Annotated in this window: 17 protein-coding genes; 6 read left to right on the top strand and 11 right to left on the bottom strand. The window is 63.3% G+C overall.

Annotated elements, in window-relative coordinates; translation table 11 throughout:
• Positions 1–74: 74 nt before the first annotated feature.
• Both SE16_RS16385 and SE16_RS07230 read right to left on the bottom strand, forming a co-directional pair.
• The gene (locus SE16_RS16385) at positions 75–4,979 is read right to left on the bottom strand and encodes a hypothetical protein (RefSeq protein ID WP_060687422.1); all 4,905 of its coding nucleotides are present in this window, start codon (positions 4,977–4,979) and stop codon (positions 75–77) included.
• A 199-nt stretch (positions 4,980–5,178) separates the two neighbouring features.
• Positions 5,179–6,996: a DUF7452 domain-containing protein gene (locus SE16_RS07230; RefSeq protein WP_054493145.1), complete on the bottom strand. Its 1,818-nt coding sequence runs from the start codon at positions 6,994–6,996 to the stop codon at positions 5,179–5,181.
• Between the two features lie 250 nt (positions 6,997–7,246).
• Here SE16_RS07230 and SE16_RS07225 point away from each other — a divergent pair, with 250 nt between their 5' ends.
• Positions 7,247–8,107 carry a class I SAM-dependent methyltransferase gene (locus tag SE16_RS07225; protein WP_054493144.1) on the top strand — a complete coding sequence of 287 codons (861 nt, stop codon included), beginning with the start codon at positions 7,247–7,249 and terminating at the stop codon, positions 8,105–8,107.
• 39 nt (positions 8,108–8,146) lie between these two features.
• Here SE16_RS07225 and SE16_RS07220 read toward each other — a convergent pair whose 3' ends face one another.
• The 8 genes from SE16_RS07220 to nusA form a co-directional block, all read right to left on the bottom strand.
• On the bottom strand, positions 8,147–8,551 hold the full coding sequence (locus tag SE16_RS07220; protein ID WP_054493143.1) for a glutaredoxin family protein: 405 nt from the start codon (positions 8,549–8,551) through the stop codon (positions 8,147–8,149).
• Between the two features lie 14 nt (positions 8,552–8,565).
• Positions 8,566–9,528, bottom strand: coding sequence for a bifunctional riboflavin kinase/FAD synthetase (locus SE16_RS07215; RefSeq protein ID WP_054493142.1), 963 nt, complete (start codon positions 9,526–9,528; stop codon positions 8,566–8,568).
• A gap of 20 nt (positions 9,529–9,548) precedes the next feature.
• Positions 9,549–10,442 carry a tRNA pseudouridine(55) synthase TruB gene (truB, locus tag SE16_RS07210; protein ID WP_054493141.1) on the bottom strand — a complete coding sequence of 298 codons (894 nt, stop codon included), beginning with the start codon at positions 10,440–10,442 and terminating at the stop codon, positions 9,549–9,551.
• Between the two features lie 8 nt (positions 10,443–10,450).
• Entirely contained in the window at positions 10,451–11,449 is a 999-nt protein-coding gene (locus tag SE16_RS07205; RefSeq protein WP_054493140.1) for a DHH family phosphoesterase, read from the bottom strand.
• A complete protein-coding gene (rbfA, locus tag SE16_RS07200; RefSeq protein WP_054493139.1) occupies positions 11,442–11,843 on the bottom strand; it encodes a 30S ribosome-binding factor RbfA in 402 nt (133 codons plus the stop codon). The genes SE16_RS07205 and rbfA overlap by 8 nt, the downstream gene beginning before the upstream one ends.
• 100 nt (positions 11,844–11,943) lie before the next feature.
• Positions 11,944–13,779 carry a translation initiation factor IF-2 gene (gene infB, locus SE16_RS07195; protein ID WP_054493138.1) on the bottom strand — a complete coding sequence of 612 codons (1,836 nt, stop codon included), beginning with the start codon at positions 13,777–13,779 and terminating at the stop codon, positions 11,944–11,946.
• A 38-nt stretch (positions 13,780–13,817) separates the two neighbouring features.
• Positions 13,818–14,129: an RNase P modulator RnpM gene (gene rnpM, locus SE16_RS07190; RefSeq protein ID WP_054493137.1), complete on the bottom strand. Its 312-nt coding sequence runs from the start codon at positions 14,127–14,129 to the stop codon at positions 13,818–13,820.
• 86 nt (positions 14,130–14,215) lie between these two features.
• Positions 14,216–15,766 carry a transcription termination factor NusA gene (gene nusA / locus SE16_RS07185; RefSeq protein ID WP_082381991.1) on the bottom strand — a complete coding sequence of 517 codons (1,551 nt, stop codon included), beginning with the start codon at positions 15,764–15,766 and terminating at the stop codon, positions 14,216–14,218.
• 600 nt (positions 15,767–16,366) lie between these two features.
• On the opposite strand from nusA, the gene SE16_RS15740 reads away from it, so the two are divergent.
• From SE16_RS15740 to SE16_RS07160, 5 genes are all read left to right on the top strand, one after another.
• A complete protein-coding gene (locus tag SE16_RS15740; RefSeq protein ID WP_152918111.1) occupies positions 16,367–16,636 on the top strand; it encodes a hypothetical protein in 270 nt (89 codons plus the stop codon).
• Positions 16,637–16,823: 187 nt separating this feature from the next.
• Positions 16,824–17,699, top strand: coding sequence for a carboxylating nicotinate-nucleotide diphosphorylase (gene nadC / locus SE16_RS07175; RefSeq protein ID WP_054493059.1), 876 nt, complete (start codon positions 16,824–16,826; stop codon positions 17,697–17,699).
• Complete coding sequence (gene nadA, locus SE16_RS07170; protein ID WP_054493058.1) at positions 17,696–18,751, top strand: quinolinate synthase NadA; 1,056 nt, start codon at positions 17,696–17,698, stop codon at positions 18,749–18,751. Before nadC ends, nadA begins: the two co-directional genes overlap by 4 nt.
• A gap of 12 nt (positions 18,752–18,763) precedes the next feature.
• A complete protein-coding gene (nadB, locus tag SE16_RS07165; RefSeq protein WP_060687420.1) occupies positions 18,764–20,311 on the top strand; it encodes an L-aspartate oxidase in 1,548 nt (515 codons plus the stop codon).
• Complete coding sequence (locus SE16_RS07160; protein ID WP_054493560.1) at positions 20,308–20,853, top strand: transcription repressor NadR; 546 nt, start codon at positions 20,308–20,310, stop codon at positions 20,851–20,853. Before nadB ends, SE16_RS07160 begins: the two co-directional genes overlap by 4 nt.
• Here SE16_RS07160 and SE16_RS07155 read toward each other — a convergent pair.
• Positions 20,838–21,779, bottom strand: coding sequence for a DUF309 domain-containing protein (locus SE16_RS07155; RefSeq protein ID WP_060687417.1), 942 nt, complete (start codon positions 21,777–21,779; stop codon positions 20,838–20,840). The genes SE16_RS07160 and SE16_RS07155 overlap by 16 nt on opposite strands.
• Between the last annotated feature and the right edge of the window lie 60 nt (positions 21,780–21,839).

Raw genomic sequence — 21,839 nt, 5'->3', positions numbered from 1 at the left:
GTTGCCCACAGGCTGGATCCCCTTTGCTGAAAGCCAACCACCGCTTCCATCTCAGGCAGCGCACATCCTCTCTCTCACGGCCACCAGCGCCCCACATCCACGATGGCGCGGGCCGTCTCGGCCACCGTCGCCTCGCCCCCCAGCGCGAAAACCACCTCTTGCAGCGCCTGCAGGTCGGAGAGGAGGTCGCTACGCGTGCGCCGGGCCAGGACGGGCAGCGTCTCGGCCCAGAGGGGGTAGAGCGTGGTGCAGGAGAGTTGCGCTAGGTGGGGGGTGAGAGCCGCAAGGACAAGGGCGCGGTCGTCTTCCTCCCGGATGCTGCGGGCGGCGGCCAGGGCCTGGGCCAGCAGGTCCTGGGGCAGGTGTGGGGCGAGGGCGGCCAAGGCACGGGCGCGGTTGTCTTCATCCTGGATGCTTTGGGCGGCGTGGAGAGCCTCGGCGAGCAGGTCCTGGGGCAGGTGTGGAGTGAGGGCGGCCAGGGCCTCGGCACGGACGTACTCATTGCGGATGCTTTGGGCGGCGTGGAGAGCCTCGGCGAGCAGGTCCTGGGGCAGGTGTGGGGCCAGGGCGGCCAGGGCGCGGGCGCGGGCGTCTTCATACTGGATACTGCGGGCGGCGTGGAGAGCCTCGGCCAGCGCCTGCTTCTGCTCCTCCTGGGGCAGGTGGGGGGCGAGAGCGGCCAGGGCGCGGGCGCGGGCGTCTTCATACTGGATACTGCGGGCGGCGTGGAGAGCCTCGGCCAGCGCCTGCTTCTGCTCCTCCTCGGGCAGGTGGGGGGCGAGAGCGGCCAGGGCGCGGGCGCGGGCGTCTTCATACTGGATACTGCGGGCGGCGTGGAGAGCCTCGGCCAGCGCCTGCTTCCGCTCCTCCACGGGCAGGTGGGGGGCGAGAGCAGCCAGGGCGCGGGCGCGGGCGTCTTCATACTGGATACTGCGGGCGGCGTGGAGAGCCTCGGCCAGCGCCTGCTTCTGCTCCTCCTGGGGCAGGTGGGGGGCGAGAGCGGCCAGGGCGCGGGCGCGGGGCCACTCACGCTCAATGCTGCGGGCGGCTTCCAGGGCCTGGGCCAGCAGGTCCTGGAATAGGTGGGGGGCGAGGGCAACCAGGGCACGGGCGCGGTATTTTTCACGCTCAATGCTGCGGGCGGCTTCCAGGGCCTGGGCCAGCAGGTCCTGGGGCAGGTGTGGGGCCAGGGCGACCAGGGCTTCGGCGCGGTATTTTTCACGCTCAAAGCTGCGGGCGGCTTCCAGGGCCTGGGCCAGCAGGTCCTGGGGCAGGTGTGGGGCCAGGGCGACCAGGGCCTCGGCGCGGTATTTTTCACGCTCAAAGCTGCGGGCGGCTTCCAGGGCCTGGGCCAGCAGGTCCTGGGGCAGGTGTGGGGCCAGGGCGACCAGGGCCTCGGCGCGAGGGTTGCCGAAAAGCCCTTGTTCCGGCAATTGCCGGGCGGCGTGGAGAGCCTCGGCCAGCGCCTGCTTCTGCTCCTCCTGGGGCAGGTGGGGGGCGAGAGCGGCCAGGGCGCGGGCGCGGGGCCACTCACACTCAATGCTGCGGGCGGCTTCCAGGGCCTGGGCCAGCAGGTCCTGGGGCAGGTGGGGGGCGAGGGCAACCAGGGCACGGGCGCGGTATTTTTCACGCTCAAAGCTGCGGGCGGCTTCCAGGGCCTGGGCCAGCAGGTCCTGGGGCAGGTGTGGGGCCAGGGTGACCAGGGCCTCGGCGCGGTATTTTTCACGCTCAAAGCTGCGGGCGGCTTCCAGGGCCTGGGCCAGCAGGTCCTGGGGCAGGTGTGGGGCCAGGGTGACCAGGGCCTCGGCGCGGGGCCACTCACGCTCAATGCTGCGGGCGGCTTCCAGGGCCTGGGCCAGCAGGTCCTGGGGCAGGTGGGGGGCCAGGGCGACCAGGGCACGAGCGCGGTTGTTGGCATCCCGAATGCTGCGGGCGGCGTGGAGAGCCTCGGCGAGCGCCTGCTTCCGCTCCTCCACGGGCAGGTGTGGGGCGAGAGCGGCCAGGGCGCGGGCGCGGGCGTCTTCATACTGGATACTGCGGGCGGCGTGGAGAGCCTCGGCGAGCGCCTGCTTCCGCTCCTCCACGGGCAGGTGTGGGGCGAGAGCGGCCAGGGCGCGGGCGCGGGCGTCTTCATACTGGATACTGCGGGCGGCGTGGAGAGCCTCGGCGAGCAGGTCCTGGGGCAGGTGGGGGGCGAGGGCCGCCAGGGCTTTGGCGCGGGGCCACTCATGCTCAATGCTGCGGGCGGCGGCCAGGGCCTGGGCCAGCAGGTCCTGGGGCAGGTGGGGGGCGAGGGCGGCCAGGGCACGGGCGCGGTATTTTTCACGCTCAATGCTGCGGGCGGCGGCCAGGGCCTGGGCCAGGACTTGTGCCCGTTCTTCTTCGGGCAGGTGGGGGGCGAGGGCGGCCAGGGCACGGGCGCGGTTGTAGGCATCCCGAATGTTGCGGGCGGCGGCCAGGGCCTGGGCCAGGACTTGTGCCCGTTCTTCTTCGGGCAGGTGGGGGGCGAGGGCGGCCAGGGCACGGGCGCGGTTGTAGGCATCCCGAATGCTGCGGACGGCGGTCAGGGCCTGGGCCAGCAGGTCCTGGGGCAGGTGGGGGGCGAGGGCGGCCAGGGCACGGACGCGGTATTTTTCACGCTCAATGCTGCGGGCGACGTGGAAGGCCTCGGCCAGCCATGCAGGGGCTTTTTGCGCCAGCGCACGCAGTGCTGCGGCCTGTTTCCAATCACTTGGCATCTGGCGGATGTGTGCCAGGGCCTGGGCGGGGGTCCACAGGTCGTTTTCCACCAGCCGGGCGGGTAGTTCGAACGGCAGGCTGCCGGCCAGACTGTGAATGGAGGCTTCAATCAGGGCGCAGCGGATTTCCAGGCCGATGTGCGGCAGGTGGCAGGGGGGCGTTTGGCCTTCGGCGGTCGGCGCTGCAAGCAAACGGTGGTTTTCGGTGGTGGCCCGTTTCCAGATGGCGTGCACATCCTCCAGAAAGCCGGCGTAGTCCCCCTCCTGGGCGTGGCGGGTGCGGTGCCAGGCGGGGCGGTCCACCAGGCGGCGCCAGGTTTCCAGGGGGGCTTCGGCCAGGTGGTCCAGGGCGTAGCGCAGCACATAGGGCGAGGCGTCAGGGGCGGCCGCTTCCCCCTCGACGATGCGCGCCACCTCCTCCCGCATCCATGCCCGGTAGCGGGCTTCCAGGGCACGATAGCGGGCTCGGTCGCGGCCCCGCAAGCGCTCTTCGGCGAAGTGTTCGCGCATACGCGGGTGAGAGAAGGTGAACAGGGTCTGCGCGCCCTCCCGGCGGCGAATGACGATGCGGGCCAGGTTCTCCCACACCTGGTCCAGGACATAGGTGTCCAGGGCAGTCATGCCGGGCGCGCGGCGGGCCAGGGCCAGCAGGTCGGCCTCGGGGATGGGGCCGCGGGCCAGGGCCAGCAGGTTCAGGATCTCCCGCACCTGGGTCTCGGTGTCGCCGGGCAACCCCCGCGCCTCCCACAGTTTGCGCTGCTCGGGCCACCAGTAGCCCTCGAAGAAGGTGGTGTAGCCGCTGCCCACCAGTTGGGCAATCTGCCGCGCTTTGGTCTGCGCGGCTGCTTCCCCCTCGGCCTCCAGGGTGTCCAGCAGGCTCTGGGCGTACAGCCCCACCAGCAGGGGGTCGCCCTGGTCCGTCAGGCGGTAGAGGGTCTGCACCAGGTCCACATCCCGGCTGAGGGCGTCCAAGGGCACCTGCATCTGGGCCAGCACCTCGCGCACGCCCTCGAGGGAAAGGTGCGCCAGTTCGCGGGTGGTGGTCCGGCCCCGGCGCCAGCCCAGGCGCTGCAACCAGGTGGGCGCATTGGCCGTAGCCAGCACGCGGGCGGCGGCCGCCATGCGCAGGTGGGCGGGGATCTCGCCGGGGAAGAGGGTGCGCCAGGCTTCGCCGTAGGAGGGCCAGGCGGCCTCGTCCAGGCCGTCCAGCACCACCAGCACCCCGCGGCGGTTCGATGGGGGCGTTGGTCGCCGCAGGTAGTCGGCGGCCATGCTCAGGAGCACGTCGGGGTCCTTTTCGGTCAATTTGGCCTCGGCGCCCTCATAGGCTTTGGCCAGCCCGTGGGCCAGCAGGGCCAGGAAGACGCTCGGGCGGTGGGTATCAAAGCGCAGGCTGACGGGCACGAAGACCACGGCCCAGGCCTCCTCACGGGCCACGGCGGTGGCCCAGCGGGTGAGCAGGGCGCTCTTGCCGCGGCCGGCCGGCGCGTGGAGGAAGAAGTAGGGGCGTGCTTCGCCTTCCAGCCAGGCGCTCAGGCGCTGCAGGTCGGCCACGCGGCCGCCGAAGGGCACGGGGCGGCTCGGTGTGCCCAGGTACTCTTCCAGAAAACGCTGCACCCGGGAGCGGTGGTCAACCGGCGTCGCGCCCAGGAAGACCTGCACCGTGTTGTAGTCGCCGGTGACGATGAGGGCGTGGCGCACATCCCCGGCGATGCGCACGCTGCGGTCGGCGGCGCGCAGGGCGGCGGCGTGCTGTTCGCGCAGGGCCGCCAGCAGCGCCTCGGTGTTGTCTGCGATGCGCTCCAGCGCCCGGCTGTCGAAGAGAGGGCGCAGGGCCTCCTGGTTGCCCAGTTCCTCCTCGAAGAAGTGCAGGAAGTCGGCCAGGGCGCGGGCGGCCTCATCCCGGTGGCGTGCGCCCACCCGAGGCAGTTGGGCGGCCCAGGCCGCGGCCAGGGCGTTCACATCGGGCGTGTCATGGCGGGTGAGGAAGCGGGCCAGTTCACGGGTCACCGCCTCGCTGGTGAAGAAGGGTTCGTCCAGCAGGGAGGCGGCCCACGCAGGATGGGCCGCCGCGAAGCGGTCCACGGCACGCAGCAGGGCGGTCTGGAAGGCCAGGCGGGCCGGCTCGCGGCCCAGCCAGTCGCGTATTTTGTCTGTCGCGGAGTTGGCCAGAGCGTCGAATACCCGGTTGGTGAGGGTATCGGCCAGTTTTTTCAGCAGGGAAGCGCTCACGGGGTCCATGCACCATCTCCTCAGGTCGCGCGTGACGGTATGCGCGCATTATAAACCAACCGTCGGGTGGAAGAAAACAAGGCAATGCGAGCGGCAGGGTGGAATGGCTGGCAAGTGGGGCAGGTTGGTGCGGAACGTGAGCGTGCGGGGGAAACAAAAGGGAGCGCCGCATGGGCGGCGCCCCCTCTTGCGGGCGGTGGTGCGGGTGCTAGCGGATCACCAGGGGTAGGTAGGATTGCAGGGTGATCACCAGCACGTTGAAGCCCACGCCGGTGGGCATACCGCTTTGGTCCTGGTTGAAAATCGTCCAATTCTGCTTCGTAATGTCAGAATTGTACCAGACACCAACGGCGTGGTTGTGGTCCTTGCCCGTCGCAGCGCCGCCGGGGTTCCAGTTCAGGGTGGTGAAGACAAAGGCCACCGGGTTCTTATTCGTCAATGGATGGTCCAGGTTGGTCCAGTTGTTCGCGACGGTATCGGCTGCCGACGTGTGGGTGAACGCGTCATTTGCGCCAGGCAGGCTGGTCAAGTCGTTCAGCACCAGCACGTTGAAGCTGATGCCTTCTGCCATGGTGAGCTGATCTTCGTTGAAAATCGCCCACTGCTTTGGTCCGTCGTCATACCAGATACCGACATGATGGTCGTGGTACTGCCCGCCAATTCCGCCGGGATTCCAGTTCGGCGTAACAAGAACCACCGCATTCGGATTGTTGTTGAGAAGCGGGTGGTCAATGTACGTGCTGTTGTTCGTAATGTTCGCGCTTGTGGTCGTATGCACAAAGACGTTGGCGCCCGGCGGTGGGATGAGCACATTGAAGGCGGCGCTTTCAGATAAGGATTCTGTGTCCTGGTTGAAGATAGCCCATTGTTTGAGGCTGGTCGAATAATAGACCCCAATGGGATGGTCGTTGTAGGCGAAGGTATCCGCACCATTGGCAGTCCAGGTAGGGGTGACGAAAAAGAGGGCATTGGGATTGTCGTTCAACAGCGGGTGGTCAATAAAAGTACAGTGGTCCGAAAAACACGAGATGGTGCTGGCTGTGGCAACATGCGTAAAGACACTTGTTTTGGTCTCCGGCAGAAGGATGTTGAAGTCGGCGCCTTCCGGCATGGCCGCCAGGTCCTGGTTGAAGATGGCCCACTTCTTCAGCGCCGCGTCATACCAGACGCCGATGGCGTGGTCGTTGTAGGTGCCGGTGGTGTCGCCCGGGTTCCAGTTTTGCGTCACGTAGAAGATGGCGTTGGGATTGTTGTTGAACGCGGGATGGTCAATGTAAGTGCACTGATTTGAACCACAGCCAATGTTGCTTGTCGTGGCTGCATGGACAAACGCGGTGGCCGTATCTGCGATCAGCACATTAAAGTCGGCGCCATCTGGCATAGGATCCTTATCCTGGTTGAAGATGGCCCATTTCTCTACCGCGTCGTCATACCAGACGCCGATGTAGTGAGAGTTGTAGATGCCGGTGGTGTCGCCCGGGTTCCAGTTCTGCGTCACGAAGAAGACAGCGTTGGGGTTGTTGTTGAGCGATGGATGGTCAATGTAGGTACACTGGCTGAGTCCACAGCCAATGTTGCTCGCCGTGGCGGAGTGGACAAATGCGCCGAGACTGCTATCAGGGATGAAGACGTTGAAGTCGGCGCCCGCTGGCATTGACGCCAAATCCTCGTTGAAGATTGCCCATTGGGTGCCGGTGTACCAAACGCCGATGGGGTGATTGTGGTGCAAGCCGGTCGAGCCGCCCGGGTTCCAGTTCTGGGTTACAAAGAAGATGGCATTGGGGTTGTTGTTCAATAGAGGATGGTCAATGAGCGTCGAGTTGCTGAACCGGTTAGCGTCTGTCGAAGTGTGCACGAACCGCACACCCGGCATGGCGCTTGCGCTCAGGCTGGCTTTCGGGGCGGCGGCAATGTGTGGCTGTTCTTGCGGGGGGCGTTGAGCGCCAAGCAGCAGCAATGTGAACATGGTCAGCAACAAGAGAGGCCAGCGGGGGAAACCGACGGTTATCAAACGAAAAGGTAACATGGGGCTGCTCCTTACAAGAGTTGATGGAATAGGCGGCCGCACTTTTGTAAACGAAGATAACCGGCTTTTTATGCCATGAAGTTTTTAAGAAAGCGCCTTGTTTGATTGCGCAGACCTTTCAACACTTGCGGTGTGGTGCGCCGCGCGCTTTTTCACGGTTGTTTGCCCGCCAACAATTTGCCCTGCGCGATGCAGTTCCCCCATAATGGCGGCCCCAAACAGCGGCAAAGAAACGCATGGAGTGGCTTTGATGGGCAATCTTCTGGTGGCGCTGGTTGTCGTGGTGGGAGTACTGCTGGCCCTTTATTGGCTCATCTACGTGGCCGAAGGCAGTTATGCCGGGGCGTGGCTGGTGCGCTGGCTCTACGACCGCGGCGCGCCGACGTATGATGCGGTCAAGGGCTTTTCGCCGGCTGATGAGTTTGCCTTTCTTGGCAAGCCCCTGTTCGACCGTTTGGAAGAAGCCCTTGGGGAAGGCGGTCCTGGTTTGGTGTTGGATGTGGCTACAGGCACGGGACGCCTTCCGCTTGCGTTGCTCGACATTCCTTTTTTCACAGGCGCGCTGGTAGGCGTGGACGCCTCGTTTGAAATGCTGGCGCAAGCCGCACACAAACGCGCCCAGCGCGAATTGGACGCCCGTTGGGCGCTCTTGCACCACCCCGCCGCCCCTCTCCCCTTTGCTGATGAGGCTTTCGATGCCGTGACGATGCTCGAAGCGCTCGAATTCCTGCCCGACCGCGACGCCGCCATTGCTGAAATGGTGCGCGTCTTGCGCCCCGGCGGATGGTTGCTCATCTCCAACCGTATCGGCCTGGACGCCCGTTTGATGCCGGGGCGCACCGATTCGCCGGCGCAGTTCGAGAAGCGCCTAGCGGCGCATGGCTTGACGGAGATTTTCACCCGCCCCTGGCAGACCTACTACGACCTGGTGTGGGCGCGCAAGCCCGGGAGCCTCACGCCGCGCCCCTTGCCTGATTGGCGGCAGGTGTTGCAATGCCCCCAATGCTACACGGTTGGGGCGTGGGATGCCCCCGCCCCCGAGACACACAAATGCCGCACCTGCGGTATGCAGATGCGGCTTCTGCGTGGCGTCTGGACGTTTCAGCGCTAACGCCGGGTTGGCGGTGTGGGCTTTCGCCTGGCGTGCTGCCTACACCGCTAACTCATTGTCGGCAATGGCAACCAACTTGTGGTCGAGCAGGAAGGCGAGCAGTTGCTCGTTGCTCGGCTCGGTGATGAGGGTGCCGCGGTGCAGGCCGCGCGGGCGACGACCATTGAGCGGTTCGGGTGGGGCGATGGGTTCATCTTCCCCAGGGCGTGCGATGATAAACGTCGGGACGCTGAGATACCCAACCCAGTGCAGCAGGCGTTCGGCGGCGCCCGGTTCGCGGCTGATGTCCACAACGCGATACGGGATGCTGTGTTCACGCAGCCAGGCTTCAGCACGCGCTTGGTCCCAGCAGCCAAAAGTGCGGGCGTACATCACCAATTCAATATCGCGGCGCTCGGTTGGATAGATGAATGGCCGTTGACGCTTGCGTTGAAACAGATTCATGGTTGGCATGCTCCTCATTCGTTTTCGCAGTAGGGCGACAAGGTTGGTGTTGGTGGCGTGTGTGTGGCGAACCAGCGCCGCGCCGCTTCGATATCCGCGTGAATTTGCGCAATCAGTTCTTCGAGCGATGGGAATTTGCGCTCATCGCGCAGGCGTTCCAGAAATTCGACGCGAATGCATTGCCCGTACAGGTCGCCTTCCCAGTCCAAAATGTGCGTTTCGATGAAGCGCGTGTGCCCGTCCACGGTGGGGCGCACGCCGATGTTTGTCACGGCGGGGTGCGCTTCACCATTCCAGAAAACTTGCGTCACATAGACGCCGTTTGCCGGTACGACTTGCCCTTCGGGCGGCGCCAGGTTGGCGGTTGGAATGCCGATGCGCCCGCCCCGCTGGTTGCCGTGGCGCACCACGCCGGTGATGGCGTAGGCGCGCCCCAGCAGCGCCACCGCTTCCCCGACGTCTCCATTCAGCAGTTTCTTACGTACCAGCGAGCCGCTGACCCGTTCGCCGTTCACCACCACCGGCGGCACAACAATGACGCGCTTGCCGCGTTCGCTCGCCCAGGCGCGCAGCAGGTCGAGCGTGCCTTCGCGCCGATAGCCAAACGCAAAATCGGGCCCGACGACGAAAACGCGCGGACGCAAGCCGGCTTCAATGCGCGCCAGAAAGTCCAGGGCGCGCGTCTGCGCCAGTTCGTGGGTGAAGGTGAGAATCGCCATGATGTCGAGCCCGTAGAGGGCGAGCAGGCGTGTTTTTTCAGGCAGGGGGGTGATGAGCGGCGGCGCGGCTTCGGGACGCAAGACGGCGAGCGGGTGTGGGTCGAAAGTAAGCAAGGCGGCGTGCACGCCCAGGGCGGCGGCTTCTTCACGCACGGTGCGGATGAGCGCTTGATGCCCAACGTGCAAGCCGTCGAATTTGCCAATTGTGAGCACGGTTTCGCCATGAAAAGATGAGAAATCGTCGCGCAGGATGTTCATGACTCCTCGCTGTGTTGTCTTCACGTTCGTTGATTGGGTTCTGAGACCAGCACTTTCACAGGACGCCAGGCGCGGCGTTGTTCATCGTACTGCACAAGCGCCACCAGTTCGTCGCCCAGCAGGGCGCGCACCATACCGTCCAGCGGGGTGTGCGCACGAATGAATTGCCCTTGCGCCAGGCGGCGCGCTTCCTCAGGCGAGAGGCGAACGGCGGGCAAGGTTTCCAGCCCCGCGCCGAGCGGCAACAGCAATTCATCCAATCGGCGCTCACGCGCGGCGGCTTCGATTTCAGGTAGGGTGTGGGCTTGTTCAATGGTGAAAGGCCCGCTGGCGGTGCGCCGCAGGGCGGCTAGAAAAGCCCCTGTGCCGAGGGCTTCGCCCAGGTCGTGGGCGAGTGAGCGGATGTAGGTGCCCTTGGAACAGCGCACGTCCAATTCGAGGAGCGGCGGCGCGTAGCGCAGTAGGTGCAGTTCGTGAATGATGACACGGCGCGGCGGTACGTCCACGTTTTCGCCGCGGCGGGCTTTTTCGTAGAGCCGTTCCCCGCCCTGCTTGATGGCTGAAAAGAGGGGCGGACGTTGCTCAATCTCGCCACGAAAACGTTCCAGCGCGGCTTCCACCGCCTCGCGCGAGGGCCATTCGCCTTCGTAGGTACGCACCACTTCGCCCTCGGCGTCGTAGGTGGTGGTGGTTTGCCCAAGCATGACCGCGGCGAGGTAGCGCTTATCGTGTCCGGTCAAGTATTCGAGCAGGCGGGTGGCTTTGCCCAGCCCCAGCACGAGCACGCCGGTCGCCAGGGGGTCCAGCGTGCCGGCGTGCCCGATTTTGCGCTGGCGTGCCAGTTTGCGTACCCGCGCCACCACGTCGTGCGATGTCATGCCGGCGGGTTTGTCCACAATCAGAATGCCGTCCATGCCGCTCCTCAGGCGCTCGCCGCCGCGCCGGTTGCGCTTGCGGTGGTTTCGGCTTCGCGGATGACCTCGTGGAGCATGGGAATGACAGTACGCACGGCTTCTTCGATGGGCATATCGAGCGTCGCCCCCGCGGCGAGGGGGTGCCCACCGCCGCCCAGGCGGAACGCCAAATCGGCGAGGTTGTGCCCCGGTTTGGCGCGCATGCTGATTTTGGTGCGCCCATCTTCAAGTTCGTTGAAGGTGATGGCCACTTTGACGCCGCGAATGTTGAGCAGGAAGTTGCTCATGCCGCCGGCGTCGTTTTCGCTGGCTTGGGCTTTGGCTTGCTTCTCGCGCGTGTTGATCGCCCAGGCGATGCCATCTTCAACGGCGAAATCGTAGAGCACTTGCCCCCACAGGCGCACTTCTTGCAGGGTGCGGCTGCGGATGGCTTCTTGCATGATGGTGGGTAGCGGCGCGCCCGCTTCCATCAGGTCGGCGGCGTCACGCAGGACGGCGGGCGTGGTGTGCGATGTGCTGAATGCATTGGTGTCGGTGACCATGCCGGTCAACAGGCAGGTGGCGGTGTTGGCGTCGGGGCGCTCAATCCCCAGCAGGGGGAGCAGGTGGTAGATCATTTGTGCCACGGCGGGATATGACGGATCTACCCAGTTGACCGTGCCATAGTTGACGTTGGTGACGTGGTGGTCAATGTTGACCACTTCGCGCCCTTGCATGGCTTCCGCGGGTAGCGGTCCCCCCACACGGTCGGGGTCGCTGGCGTCGAGGACGACAATCAACTCATCGTCGGCGGGTGGGCGCGGTGCGACTTCCTCGCTCCCCGGAAGAAAACGCAGGCGTACCGGCACCGGGTCGGCGAACGAAACGTTGGCGTGCTTGCCAATCGAGCGCAGCGCCCACATCAGCCCCAACGCCGAGCCGATGGCGTCGCCGTCGGGGTCCACATGGCTAAAAATGAGCACTTTGTCAGCGTTCAGGATAGTGTTGGCGGCGTGCTGTTTACTCATCGTCTTCCCCAGCCTCCTCTTCTTCGAGTTCGATGTCATCGCGCGGCTTGGCCGCCTTGGTCAGGTCCAGCAATTCCCAGACGCGCAGGCTGTTTTCGAGCGACTCATCCAGGTAGAAGTGCAGCGTCGGCACGCGCCGCATGGTCAGGCGCGACGCGAGCAGACTGCGAATATAGCCGCGTGCATGGTGGAGCGCGGCGAGTGTTTCCTCACGCTCGGCGTCTTCCGCCATGATACTCACAAAGACCCGCGCATGCCGCAAATCGTCGCTCATTTCGACGTGCGTCACCGTCAGGAATTGCAAACGTGGGTCGTCCATCTCTGTTTGGACGATGATCGCCACTTCTTCAAGAATTTGTTCGGCGAGTCGTTCTTTACGACGGAGTGTTGCCATGACGTCCTCCTTCACACATCATCCTTCCTAACAAAAAGATGGCTCGCCCGCCGCAACATGCGCGCCAGACGAGCCATCGGCCCTTGTCATCAAACAGGCGTTAGACTTCGCGGACTTCGTAGGCTTCGATCAGGTCGCCTTCCTTGTACTCGGTCACACCTTCGAGGGCGATACCACACTCAAAGCCCTGGCGCACTTCGGCGACGTCTTCCTGGAAGCGTTTGAGCGAAGCGACCTTGGTGTCGGCGACCACCTCGCCGTCGCGGATGAGGCGGGCTTTGGCGTTGCGGCGAATGACGCCATCCAGCACGTAGCACCCGGCCACCTTGCCCCCACGCACTTTGAAGACGGCGCGCACTTCGGCAGTCCCCAAGACAAACTCTTCTGTTTCAGGTTCCAGCAGCCCTTTGAGCGCCTTTTCCATGTCTTCGAGCAGGTGGTAGATGACATCATAGGTGCGAATCTGGACGCCTTCCTGCTCGGCGCGTTCACGCGCCACACGATCCACCTTGACGCCGAATCCAATCACAATGGCGTCGCTGGCGCTGGCGAGCATCACATCGCTTTCGGAGACCGCCCCAACGCCCTGGCGAATGATTTTCACCGCCACATCCTCGGTTGCCAGGTCGTGCAGGGAATCTATCAGCGCGTCCAGCGTCCCCTGGGTGTCGGCTTTCACCACCAGGTTGAGTTCTTCACGCTGGCCGGCTTGCAACTGGCGGAAGACATCTTCCAGCGTAATGCGCCCACGCGAGCGTTTTTGTTCCAGGCGGCGCTTGCGCTGTTCCACGATTTCACGCGCGGCGCGTTCGCTTTCCACCACTTCAAAGAATTGCCCGGCGGGCGGCACTTCGTTCAAGCCCAATACTCGCACCGGCATACTGGGTGGGGCTTCTTTGACACGCTTGCCCTGGTCGTTGAACATGGCGCGAATACGGCCGTAGGCGGTTCCAGCGAGCACGGTATCGCGCTGGCGCAGTGTGCCGTTGAGCACCAACAGCGTAGCCGCCACCCCCTGGCGTGGGTCAAGTTCACTTTCGAGCACGACGCCCTGCGCCGAGCGGTTCGGATTGGCGACGATGTCATCCTGGTGCAGGTCGGTGACAATCAAGATGTAGTCCAGCAGTTCGTCAATGCCTTGCCCTTTGAGCGCCGCCACATTCACGAAGGGCACATCGCCCCCCCATTCTTCGGGAATCAAGCCGAGTTTGTCGGCGGCTTGCTGGCGTACACGGTCGGGGTTGGCGTTCGGTTTGTCCACCTTCGTCACAGCGACGATGATGGGCACACCGGCGGCTTTGGCGTGTTCGTAGGCTTCGATGGTTTGGGGCATCACGCCGTCGTCGGCGGCAATCACCAAAATGACGATGTCCGCGCCTTGTGCACCACGGGCACGCATCGCGGTGAAGGCTTCGTGCCCCGGCGTGTCAATGAATGTAATCAAGCGCCCTTGTTTTTTGACCTGATACGCACCGATGTGCTGCGTAATACCACCAGCTTCGCCCTCCGCCACGCGCGTTTGTCGGATGGCGTCCAGCAAGGTTGTTTTCCCGTGGTCTACGTGCCCCAGGACAGCCACAATGGGCGGCCGCGGCTTCAAATCTTCGGGGCGTTCGTTGGCATAAAGCCGCTGTTTCCGCGTCGGCTTGACTTCGGCCACCGGCTCGACTTCTTCTTCGATGTCGGCGGCTTCTTCTTCGGCGGCTTCTTCTTCGGTCTCTTGGGCTTCTTCTTCGCCCGGCAAAAGCACCGGATGCCCCATCTCTTCGGCGGCCAGAGCGGCCGTGTCGGGGTCCAACACCTGGTTGATGTTGGCCATTACCCCCATTGCCATCAATGTTTTGATGACGGCAATCGGGCTTTCGTCCAGCAGTTCGGCCAATTCACGAACACTTATTGGTCCTGGGATACGGATAGCTTCATGCGCGTGGCTCATAGGCGTCCTCCTTACTCCTTCTTCGCAGCGCATCGGCGCTACGGTTGTTCAACATCTGTCAATTCATTTTCTTCGTCAAACGTGGCTGCTTCAACATACTGGCGCAGCATAGCCACCTCGTCGGGCGAGAGCGGGCGTTTCAGGGCGTTGCCCAGCAGTTTGGGGCGTTGCGCCACACGTTCCCAACATGCACGCCGTCGGCAGAGATACGCGCCGCGCCCCCGGGCTTTCTGGTCGGCGTCGAACACCAGTTCGCCTTCCGGTGTGCGCACAATGCGCATCAGTTCGCGCTTGGGGCGCGACGTGCGGCATGCGATACAGGTGCGAATTGGAATGTGTTTCTTGCCCATACCCCTCACCCAGTGATGATACAGAAGCCGGTAGCACGCACAGCGGCGCGGTACCGGCTTCTGTCGGTTCACACGTTCCGTTTTGGTTAGCGGCCTTTCTTCTTGCTCTTTTTGCCGCCTTTGCGTTCTTTGCGCCGCTTGCGGATTTCGTCTTCGAGTTCCACTTGTTGGCCGCGCTTGTCCAGCGTGTAGAAGAGGTCGGCCAGGCTGGGCTTTTCGCCTTTTGCCTTGGCGGATTTGGTTTCTTCAAAGAAGTCGTCTTCCTCTTCTTCCTCTTCCTCGAAGAAGTCTTCTTCAAAGAAATCTTCTTCCTCTTCTTCTTCAACGTCTGCAACGGTTGTCACCGTTTCAGCGCGCGGCTCAGGTGCTGTGGCCGTCGGTTCCGGCTCCGGTTCAACCTCGGGCAGCTCCGGCTCGACCGCCGCCACGGCTTCCTCTTCTTCCTCGGCGTCCGCAGCCAGCGCTTTTTGCGCTTCTTCGAGCAGGCGGCGCGCTTCTTCAAGTTTGCGTTCGCGCTCCAACCGCTCTTGCTCTTCTTGCAGGCGGCGTTTGGCTTCCAACTCGGCGCGGCGCAAGGCTTCGTCGGCCGCTTCGCTTGTGCTCTTGATGTCAATGCGCCAGCCGGTCAGCTTTGCCGCAAGACGTGCGTTTTGACCGCCCTTGCCAATCGCCAGCGACAATTGGTTGTCGGGCACGATGACCAGCGCCGTCTTCCCTTCGGGATGGTCGGGATCGAGGAAGACGTGCGCCACTTTGGCCGGGCTGAGCGCGTTTTTGACGAACGTGGCTTCGTCGGGGCTCCATTCGACAATGTCAATTTTTTCGCCCCCCAACTCGTTCACGATACTCTGGTTGCGAATGCCCTTCATGCCGACACAAGCGCCGACGGGGTCCACACCTTCCTGCGTAGCCCAGACCGCCACTTTGGAGCGCGCCCCCGGCTCGCGGGCAATGCCTTTGATGATGACCGTGCCGTTGGCGATTTCGGGCACTTCCAGTTCCAGCAACCGCCGCAGCATGTCGGGATGTGTGCGGCTCACGTAAATTTGCGGGCCGCGCTGGCTCTTCTTCACTTCGTACACATACACACGTATGCGCTGACCGGGGCGGTAGCGTTCGGTTGGAATCTGTTCCTGGCGTGGCATCACCGCTTCGGCGCGCCCCAGGCTCAGCCGGATCGTGCCGGTTTTGGCGTCAATGCCCTGCACCGTCGCGACAACAATCTCACCTTCGCGGCTCGAAAAGTCCGCATAGACTTTATCGCGCTCTGCTTCGCGAATCGCCTGCATGATGACTTGCTTGGCGGTTTGCGCCGCAATACGCCCGAAGTCCTTGGGCGTGATTTCCACTTTGATGACGTCCCCAATTTGGGCGTCAGGCTCGAACTGCCGCGCCTCTTCCAGCGAGATTTCCGTGTGCGGGTGCATCACTTCTTCGACCACTTCTTTGTCCACGTACACCCGCGCATCCCCCGTCACAGGGTCAATTTTGACCACGGGGTTGTACGCCTTGCCGCCGTAATCACGCTTGTAGGCTGTGAGCAAGGCGCGTTCCACCGCCTGAATGACCACTTCTTTTGAAAGGTCACGTTCATGGCAGAGCGCGTTGAGCGCCATCATGAATTCGCTGGTTCGCATGCTGTTTGCACTCCTTCTATCCCATCTCTCTTCACACACCCTTTACAACAAGAAAAGTGGGGAATCCCCACTTCTCCGGTGCGCGAGTGCTTGTTTCTTGCCTCGGATTATAGTCAGTTGTGAAGAAGATGCAAAGCAGACGCACGCTTTTCGGGCGTATTTTGTCGGTTGGGTACGCCCACGCTGAGAACGATTGCGACATTGTTGCAACGCAAGTGGCGATGGTTGCAAAATTGTTGCAAAGAGGGGGCGGAGGGATTGATGTTGAGGGGAAAAGTTGGTATAATGAGAACGTTCCCGAACGGTGGGGTTGTGAAGAGGAGGTGGAAGATGCGTTTTTACCTGCGTGTTTGTAGTCTCTGTTTGATCATTGCTGCGCTTTTGCTCCCAGCAACGCTTGAGGCTGCCACTTACATTACGAACCACACGGGCACTGCACCGCAGTGGCTCAGCCCAGGCTGGCGGTTTTGGGTTGAGTCTAATACCACTTTTGGCGAGTCTGTATGTGTTGAAGTGCACCCGACGGGTGATGCTGGGAACTATTACCGCCAACGCTGTGAATATGATACAACGAATCCCCCAAGCAACTGGCGTTGCGATGTGTTTACAACAAGCGTGCCGGCTGCATTTACGAATACAACAGTTGAATATCAATTCTTTATCGCCCCTTGGGATAATAACTGCTCAGGCGGTGAATCGCTGTTTACTGGATTCAATTGGACGTTCTCAACTGGCCCCACCGCCGTCACGCTGCAAACGTTGCGCGCCGAGCGGTCTCCCACCCATAGCCGCATGCTCACGCTGGCTGTGAGTGGGCTTTTGGCGTTGGCGGGCGGTGTTTTGCTGGTGCGCACGCGCCGCCGTGTGTGAGGTTTGAAGGCTGTGCATGGGGTATCTGGAAAACAATGCGGCTACCATCACCGGTAGCCGCTTTTTGCTTGCTGCTTTTGACGTATCGCCGCGCTTTCCTCTCCTTTGAAATGACAAGACAGTTGACAAGACAGTCAGCATAGTGTATTCTCGACACCACCAACCATAATAGCGCCAGAGGTGCAGAATGGACAACTCGCGTACAGACTGGCTTGACGACATCATCCGCCGCGCGCTGGATGAAGACATCGGCGACGGCGACATCACAACGCAATGCACTATCCCCTCCGATATGTGGCTCTCGGCGACGATTCGCGCCAAAGCCGATGGCGTTGTGGCGGGGCAGGCGGTGGCGGCGCGCACGTTCGCCCTGCTGGATGAGCGCGTGCGCTATACCCCCCTCGTCCCTGATGGTGCATCCGTTGCGCGCGGCACAGACATTGCCACGCTTGAAGGCCCTGGGCATGCGCTTCTGCTGGGCGAGCGCACTGCGCTCAACTTCATGCAGCGCATGTCCGGCATTGCGACGCTCACGCGCCGCTTTGTCGAAGCCGTGGCGCATACGCGCGCCGTCATTCTCGATACGCGCAAAACCGCGCCGGGCTTGCGCAGAATTGACAAATGGGCGGTGCGCCTGGGTGGCGGGCAAAACCACCGCATGGGGCTCTATGACATGGTGCTCATCAAGGAAAACCACATCGCCGCCGCAGGAAGCATCACCGCCGCCGTCCAGCGGGTGCGCGCCGGCGACCCCCGCGGTCGCCCCATTGAAGTCGAAGCCCGCACGCTCGACGACGTGCGCGAAGCCCTGGCGCTCAATGTGGACCGCATCTTGCTCGATAACATGTCGCTCGATGAGATTCGCGCCGCCGTTGAACTGGTGGCGGGACGCATTCCGCTGGAAGCCTCGGGCAATGTCTCGCTCGAAACAGTAGCGCGTATCGCCGAAACGGGTGTGGCGTACATCTCGGTGGGCGCTTTGACGCATTCCGCCCCCGCTTTCGATCTCAGCATGCTGGTGCATATGCCAACCAACATCCACCAAGAGGAGCGTGTGTCATGACAACAACCATCGAAACACCGACAGTCGAACGCATCTACGCCGACCTGAAAGCCAAACTTGGCGCGTTCACCCCCGACGCCGAGTTGTGGTACAAAGCCGAACTCGCCGCGCAGATTTTGCCGCTCAAAAAAGAGCGCAATGCCGTCATTTTGGGGCACAACTACATGGAACCGGCGTTGTTCCACACCATTCCCGATTTTGTGGGCGACTCGCTGGAACTGAGCCGCCGCGCCGCCGAAACCGACCACGACATCATCGTCTTCTGCGGCGTCGAGTTTATGGCGGAGACGGCGAAAATTCTCAACCCTGAAAAAACCGTGCTCATTCCCTCGCGCAAGGCGGGGTGCTCGCTCGCTGAAAGTATCACCGCCGAAGACGTGCGCCGTTTGCGTGAGCAGTTTCCCGGCGTGCCCATTGTGGCGTACATCAACACCTACGCCGACGTGAAAGCCGAAGTGGACATCTGCTGCACATCCAGCAACGCCGCCAAAGTCGTCGAATCGCTCAACAGCGACACGGTCATCTTCTTGCCCGATGAGTATTTGGCGCGAAACGTGGCGCGTGAAACCGGCAAGCATATCATCTTCCCCACCCAAATCCCGCGCGACGGGCAAGACACAATGCTCGATTACCACATCATCGCCTGGCATGGGCGCTGTGAAGTTCACGAGCAATTTACCGTTGAAGACATTGAAAACGTGCGCGCCACCTTCCCCGACGTGGTGGTGCTCGCTCACCCCGAATGCAGCCCCGAAGTGGTTGCCGCCGCCGACTTTTCGGGCAGCACCAGCGCCATGATTCGTTTCGTCGAAGAAACAAACGCCCCGCGCTATCTCCTGCTCACCGAATGCGCGATGGGCGACAACATCGCCGCCGCTCACCCCGACAAGGAGATGGTGCGGCTCTGCTCCATCCGGTGCCGCCACATGAACCAAATTCGTCTGGAAGATACACTCGCCGCGCTGCAACACATTCAATATGAAGTCCATGTGCCGGAAGAGATTCGCGTGCGGGCGTTGCGCGCCGTCCAGCGTATGCTTGAAATTGGTTGAGCGAGGTGCGCCATGGAAACGCTTCACACGCCCGTTCTGGTGATTGGCAGCGGCGTTGCGGGGGGGATCACGGCGTTGTGCCTTGCCGACGCCGGCGTGCCCGTTGTGCTCGCCACCAAAGCCCGCGACCCCCACGAATGCAACACCTTCTACGCACAGGGCGGCATTGTCTATCGGGGCGAGGATGACTCGCCCCGTTTGCTTGCCGAAGACATCATGCGGGCGGGAAGCCACCACAACCGCCCGACCGCCGTCCACCTGCTGGCGGCGGAAGGTCCAGCCGCGGTGGAACGGCTTTTGCTGGAACGCCTGGGCGTCACATTCGACCGCACGCCCGACGGGGCGTTGGCGCGCACGCTGGAAGGGGGGCATTCGCGCCCGCGCATCATCCACGCCACCGACGCCACCGGGCGCGCCATTCACATCGCCCTGCTCAACGCCGTGCGCGCCCATCCCCGCATTACCTTGCTGACGGGGCACATTGCCGCCGCCCTGGTGCGCACCGCCGGGGCGGACGCCTGCGCGGGGGCGCTCTTTTGGGTTGAACGCGAGACCCGCTGGCGCTTGGTCGTTGCCGGGGCAACCGTCCTCGCCACGGGGGGCTTGGCGGCGCTCTACGCGCGTACCACCAACCCGCCGGGCACGCTTGGCGACGGCATCGCCATGGCGCACGCACTCGGCGCCGAACTCGCCGATTTGGAATTCGTCCAATTCCACCCCACCGCCTTTGCCGCGCCCCATGCGCCCGCCTTCCTCATCTCCGAGGCGGTGCGCGGCGCCGGCGCGCGCCTGCTGAACGAAGCGGGCGAAGCCTTTATGGCGCGCTACGCCCCCGAATGGCGCGACCTTGCCCCGCGCGACGTGGTGGCGCGCGCCATCTACACCGAAATGCAGACGCGCGGCTTGCCCCACGTCTGGCTGGATATTGCCTCGGTCATGCCGCCCGAACGCATTCGCGCCCGCTTCCCCACGATTGCCGCCGCCTGCGCGGAGTACGGCGTGGACATCACACGCGAGCCGATTCCTGTTGCACCCGCTGCACATTACACCTGTGGGGGTGTCGTTGCCGACGAGTGGGGGCGCACCAGCGTGCCGCGCCTCTACGCAGTGGGCGAAGTCGCCTGCACGGGCTTGCACGGCGCGAACCGGCTTGCCAGCACCTCATTGCTCGAAGGGGTGGTGTGGGGGGCGCGTGTCGCCCAGCATCTGGTGGAAGAACACCCGCGCCCGCCCGCCCGCATCCGCCCACCCGAAACACCCGGCGGCGCGACCGCCGACGCTGACGCCGCCAACGCCCTGCTTGAGCAGATTCGCACGCTTTTGTGGCGGAACGTGGGGCTTGTGCGCACACGTACCGGCTTACAGCAGGCGGTTGAAACGTTGGCGCGTTTGCGGAAAGAAGCGGCTTCCATGTATCATACCCACGACCCAGCGCCGGAAACCATTCGGTTGTGGCATGCCGCTACTGCGGCGTGGCTGGTGGCAACCGCCGCCTGGCGCAATGAGCAGAGCCTGGGTTGCCATGTTCGGCTCGAAGACGAGGAATTGGAGGTCGCATGACCCAACAAACAGCCCCTCAGGAAACAACGTATTCAACCGAAGAGCGCCGCCGTGAAATTGTGCGCCTTTTGAAACAAGCCAACGCGCCCCTCACAGGCACCACGCTCGCCGACCATTTTGGCGTCAGTCGGCAGGTGATTGTGCAGGATATTGCAGTGTTGCGTGCCGCCGGCGAGGAGATTCACGCCAGCCCGCGCGGCTACTACATGCATCCGCCGGGGCGCACCGTGTGGCGCAGTGTGGTGGCGGTGCGCCACACGCCCGAACAGACCGAAGACGAATTGCTGGCGCTGGTGGACGTGGGGGTGGAAGTGGTAGATGTCATTGTTGAGCATCCCATCTACGGCGAACTGCGCGGCAATTTGCACATTGCTTCACGCGCCGATGTGGCGCAATTCATGCAACAACTGCGCGAAACCAAAGCGCATTTGCTCAGCGAACTGACCGACGGCTTGCACTTGCACACACTCGAAGCGCGCACCAACGAAGCCCTGGTGCGCGCTCGTGAGGTGCTTCGCGAGAAAGGTTATTTGGTGGAATAGCGCCACTGCTCGCGAATGGCGTTGATTTCGCCCGTGTGATACAGGTCGTGCTCCGCCAGAATGTTCCCAATTCGTTCCACCGAGAGCGTCCAGCGGGCGAAGGGGCGCTCTTCGTCCAGCATGGCGTCTTCGGCAAAGCCAAAATGGAAGCGCAAGCGTTCCTGATACTCGGCAATCCAGTGCAGCAAGTCGGGGACGCGCTGCGGCGGTTCGACCGCATCCCACGAGAGTGTGCCTTCGCCAAAGAGCCGGTCCAGATTGACCACTTTCGCCGTCCCAATGTGTTGCAACAACATGCGAATGGTGCGCGCCCCGTGCACCGCTTGCCAGTCGGCTTCTTCCTCGCTCAGGTCGCGCACATTGCGCGTGAACGCCATCACACTTTCGTTGTACGCCCAATCCAGGCGCTGCAAAATCGCCGTGACGCGGGGGTGCGCCGCCCGACGCTCGAAAGGCACGCGCAACCCGCGCACCATCTGCTTGACGGCGTCCCAATCGGGTTCTTCTTCGGCTTGTAAACGCGCCGCAAAGGTTTCCACCTGCGCCAGAACGGCGTCCACGTCAATCGCGTAGGGGCGTGTGCCGGCGTAGGGGCGCAGGTATTCCAGCGCCGATGTCCATTTCGCCAGCGCCCCGTGGCGGTTGCGTTGGCGCGTGTGGTACGCCCCCACCCCCGCCAGCAAAATGCCTTTGAACACGTCGCGCACCGGTTCATCGGTGGCGCGCCAGAGCCATTCCAGCGTTTCGTGTTGCTCGTACCAGAAACCGCCGTTGAGTTGTTCCAGCCCACGGATAAGGAGCGGCGGTTGCCGCCGTGCTTCCAGGTCGGCAATCACGTCCGGCGTCGGCGGTTCGGTGGTGGCGCGGCGGTTGGGAACCACACGGTTGCGGATGTGGTCCAGGTGGTTTCGCAGGTCTTCGTTCATCACGGCTCCTCTTGTTTTCGGTTGGCTTCCGTCTGCTGATTGAAACCCAACCCCAAGGCG

The sequence above is a fragment of the Ardenticatena maritima genome, from assembly GCF_001306175.1.
GTDB lineage: Bacteria > Chloroflexota > Anaerolineae > Ardenticatenales > Ardenticatenaceae > Ardenticatena > Ardenticatena maritima.
The sequence above is the reverse complement of the archived record's forward strand: the minus strand, read 5'-3'. Positions and strand labels throughout refer to the sequence as shown.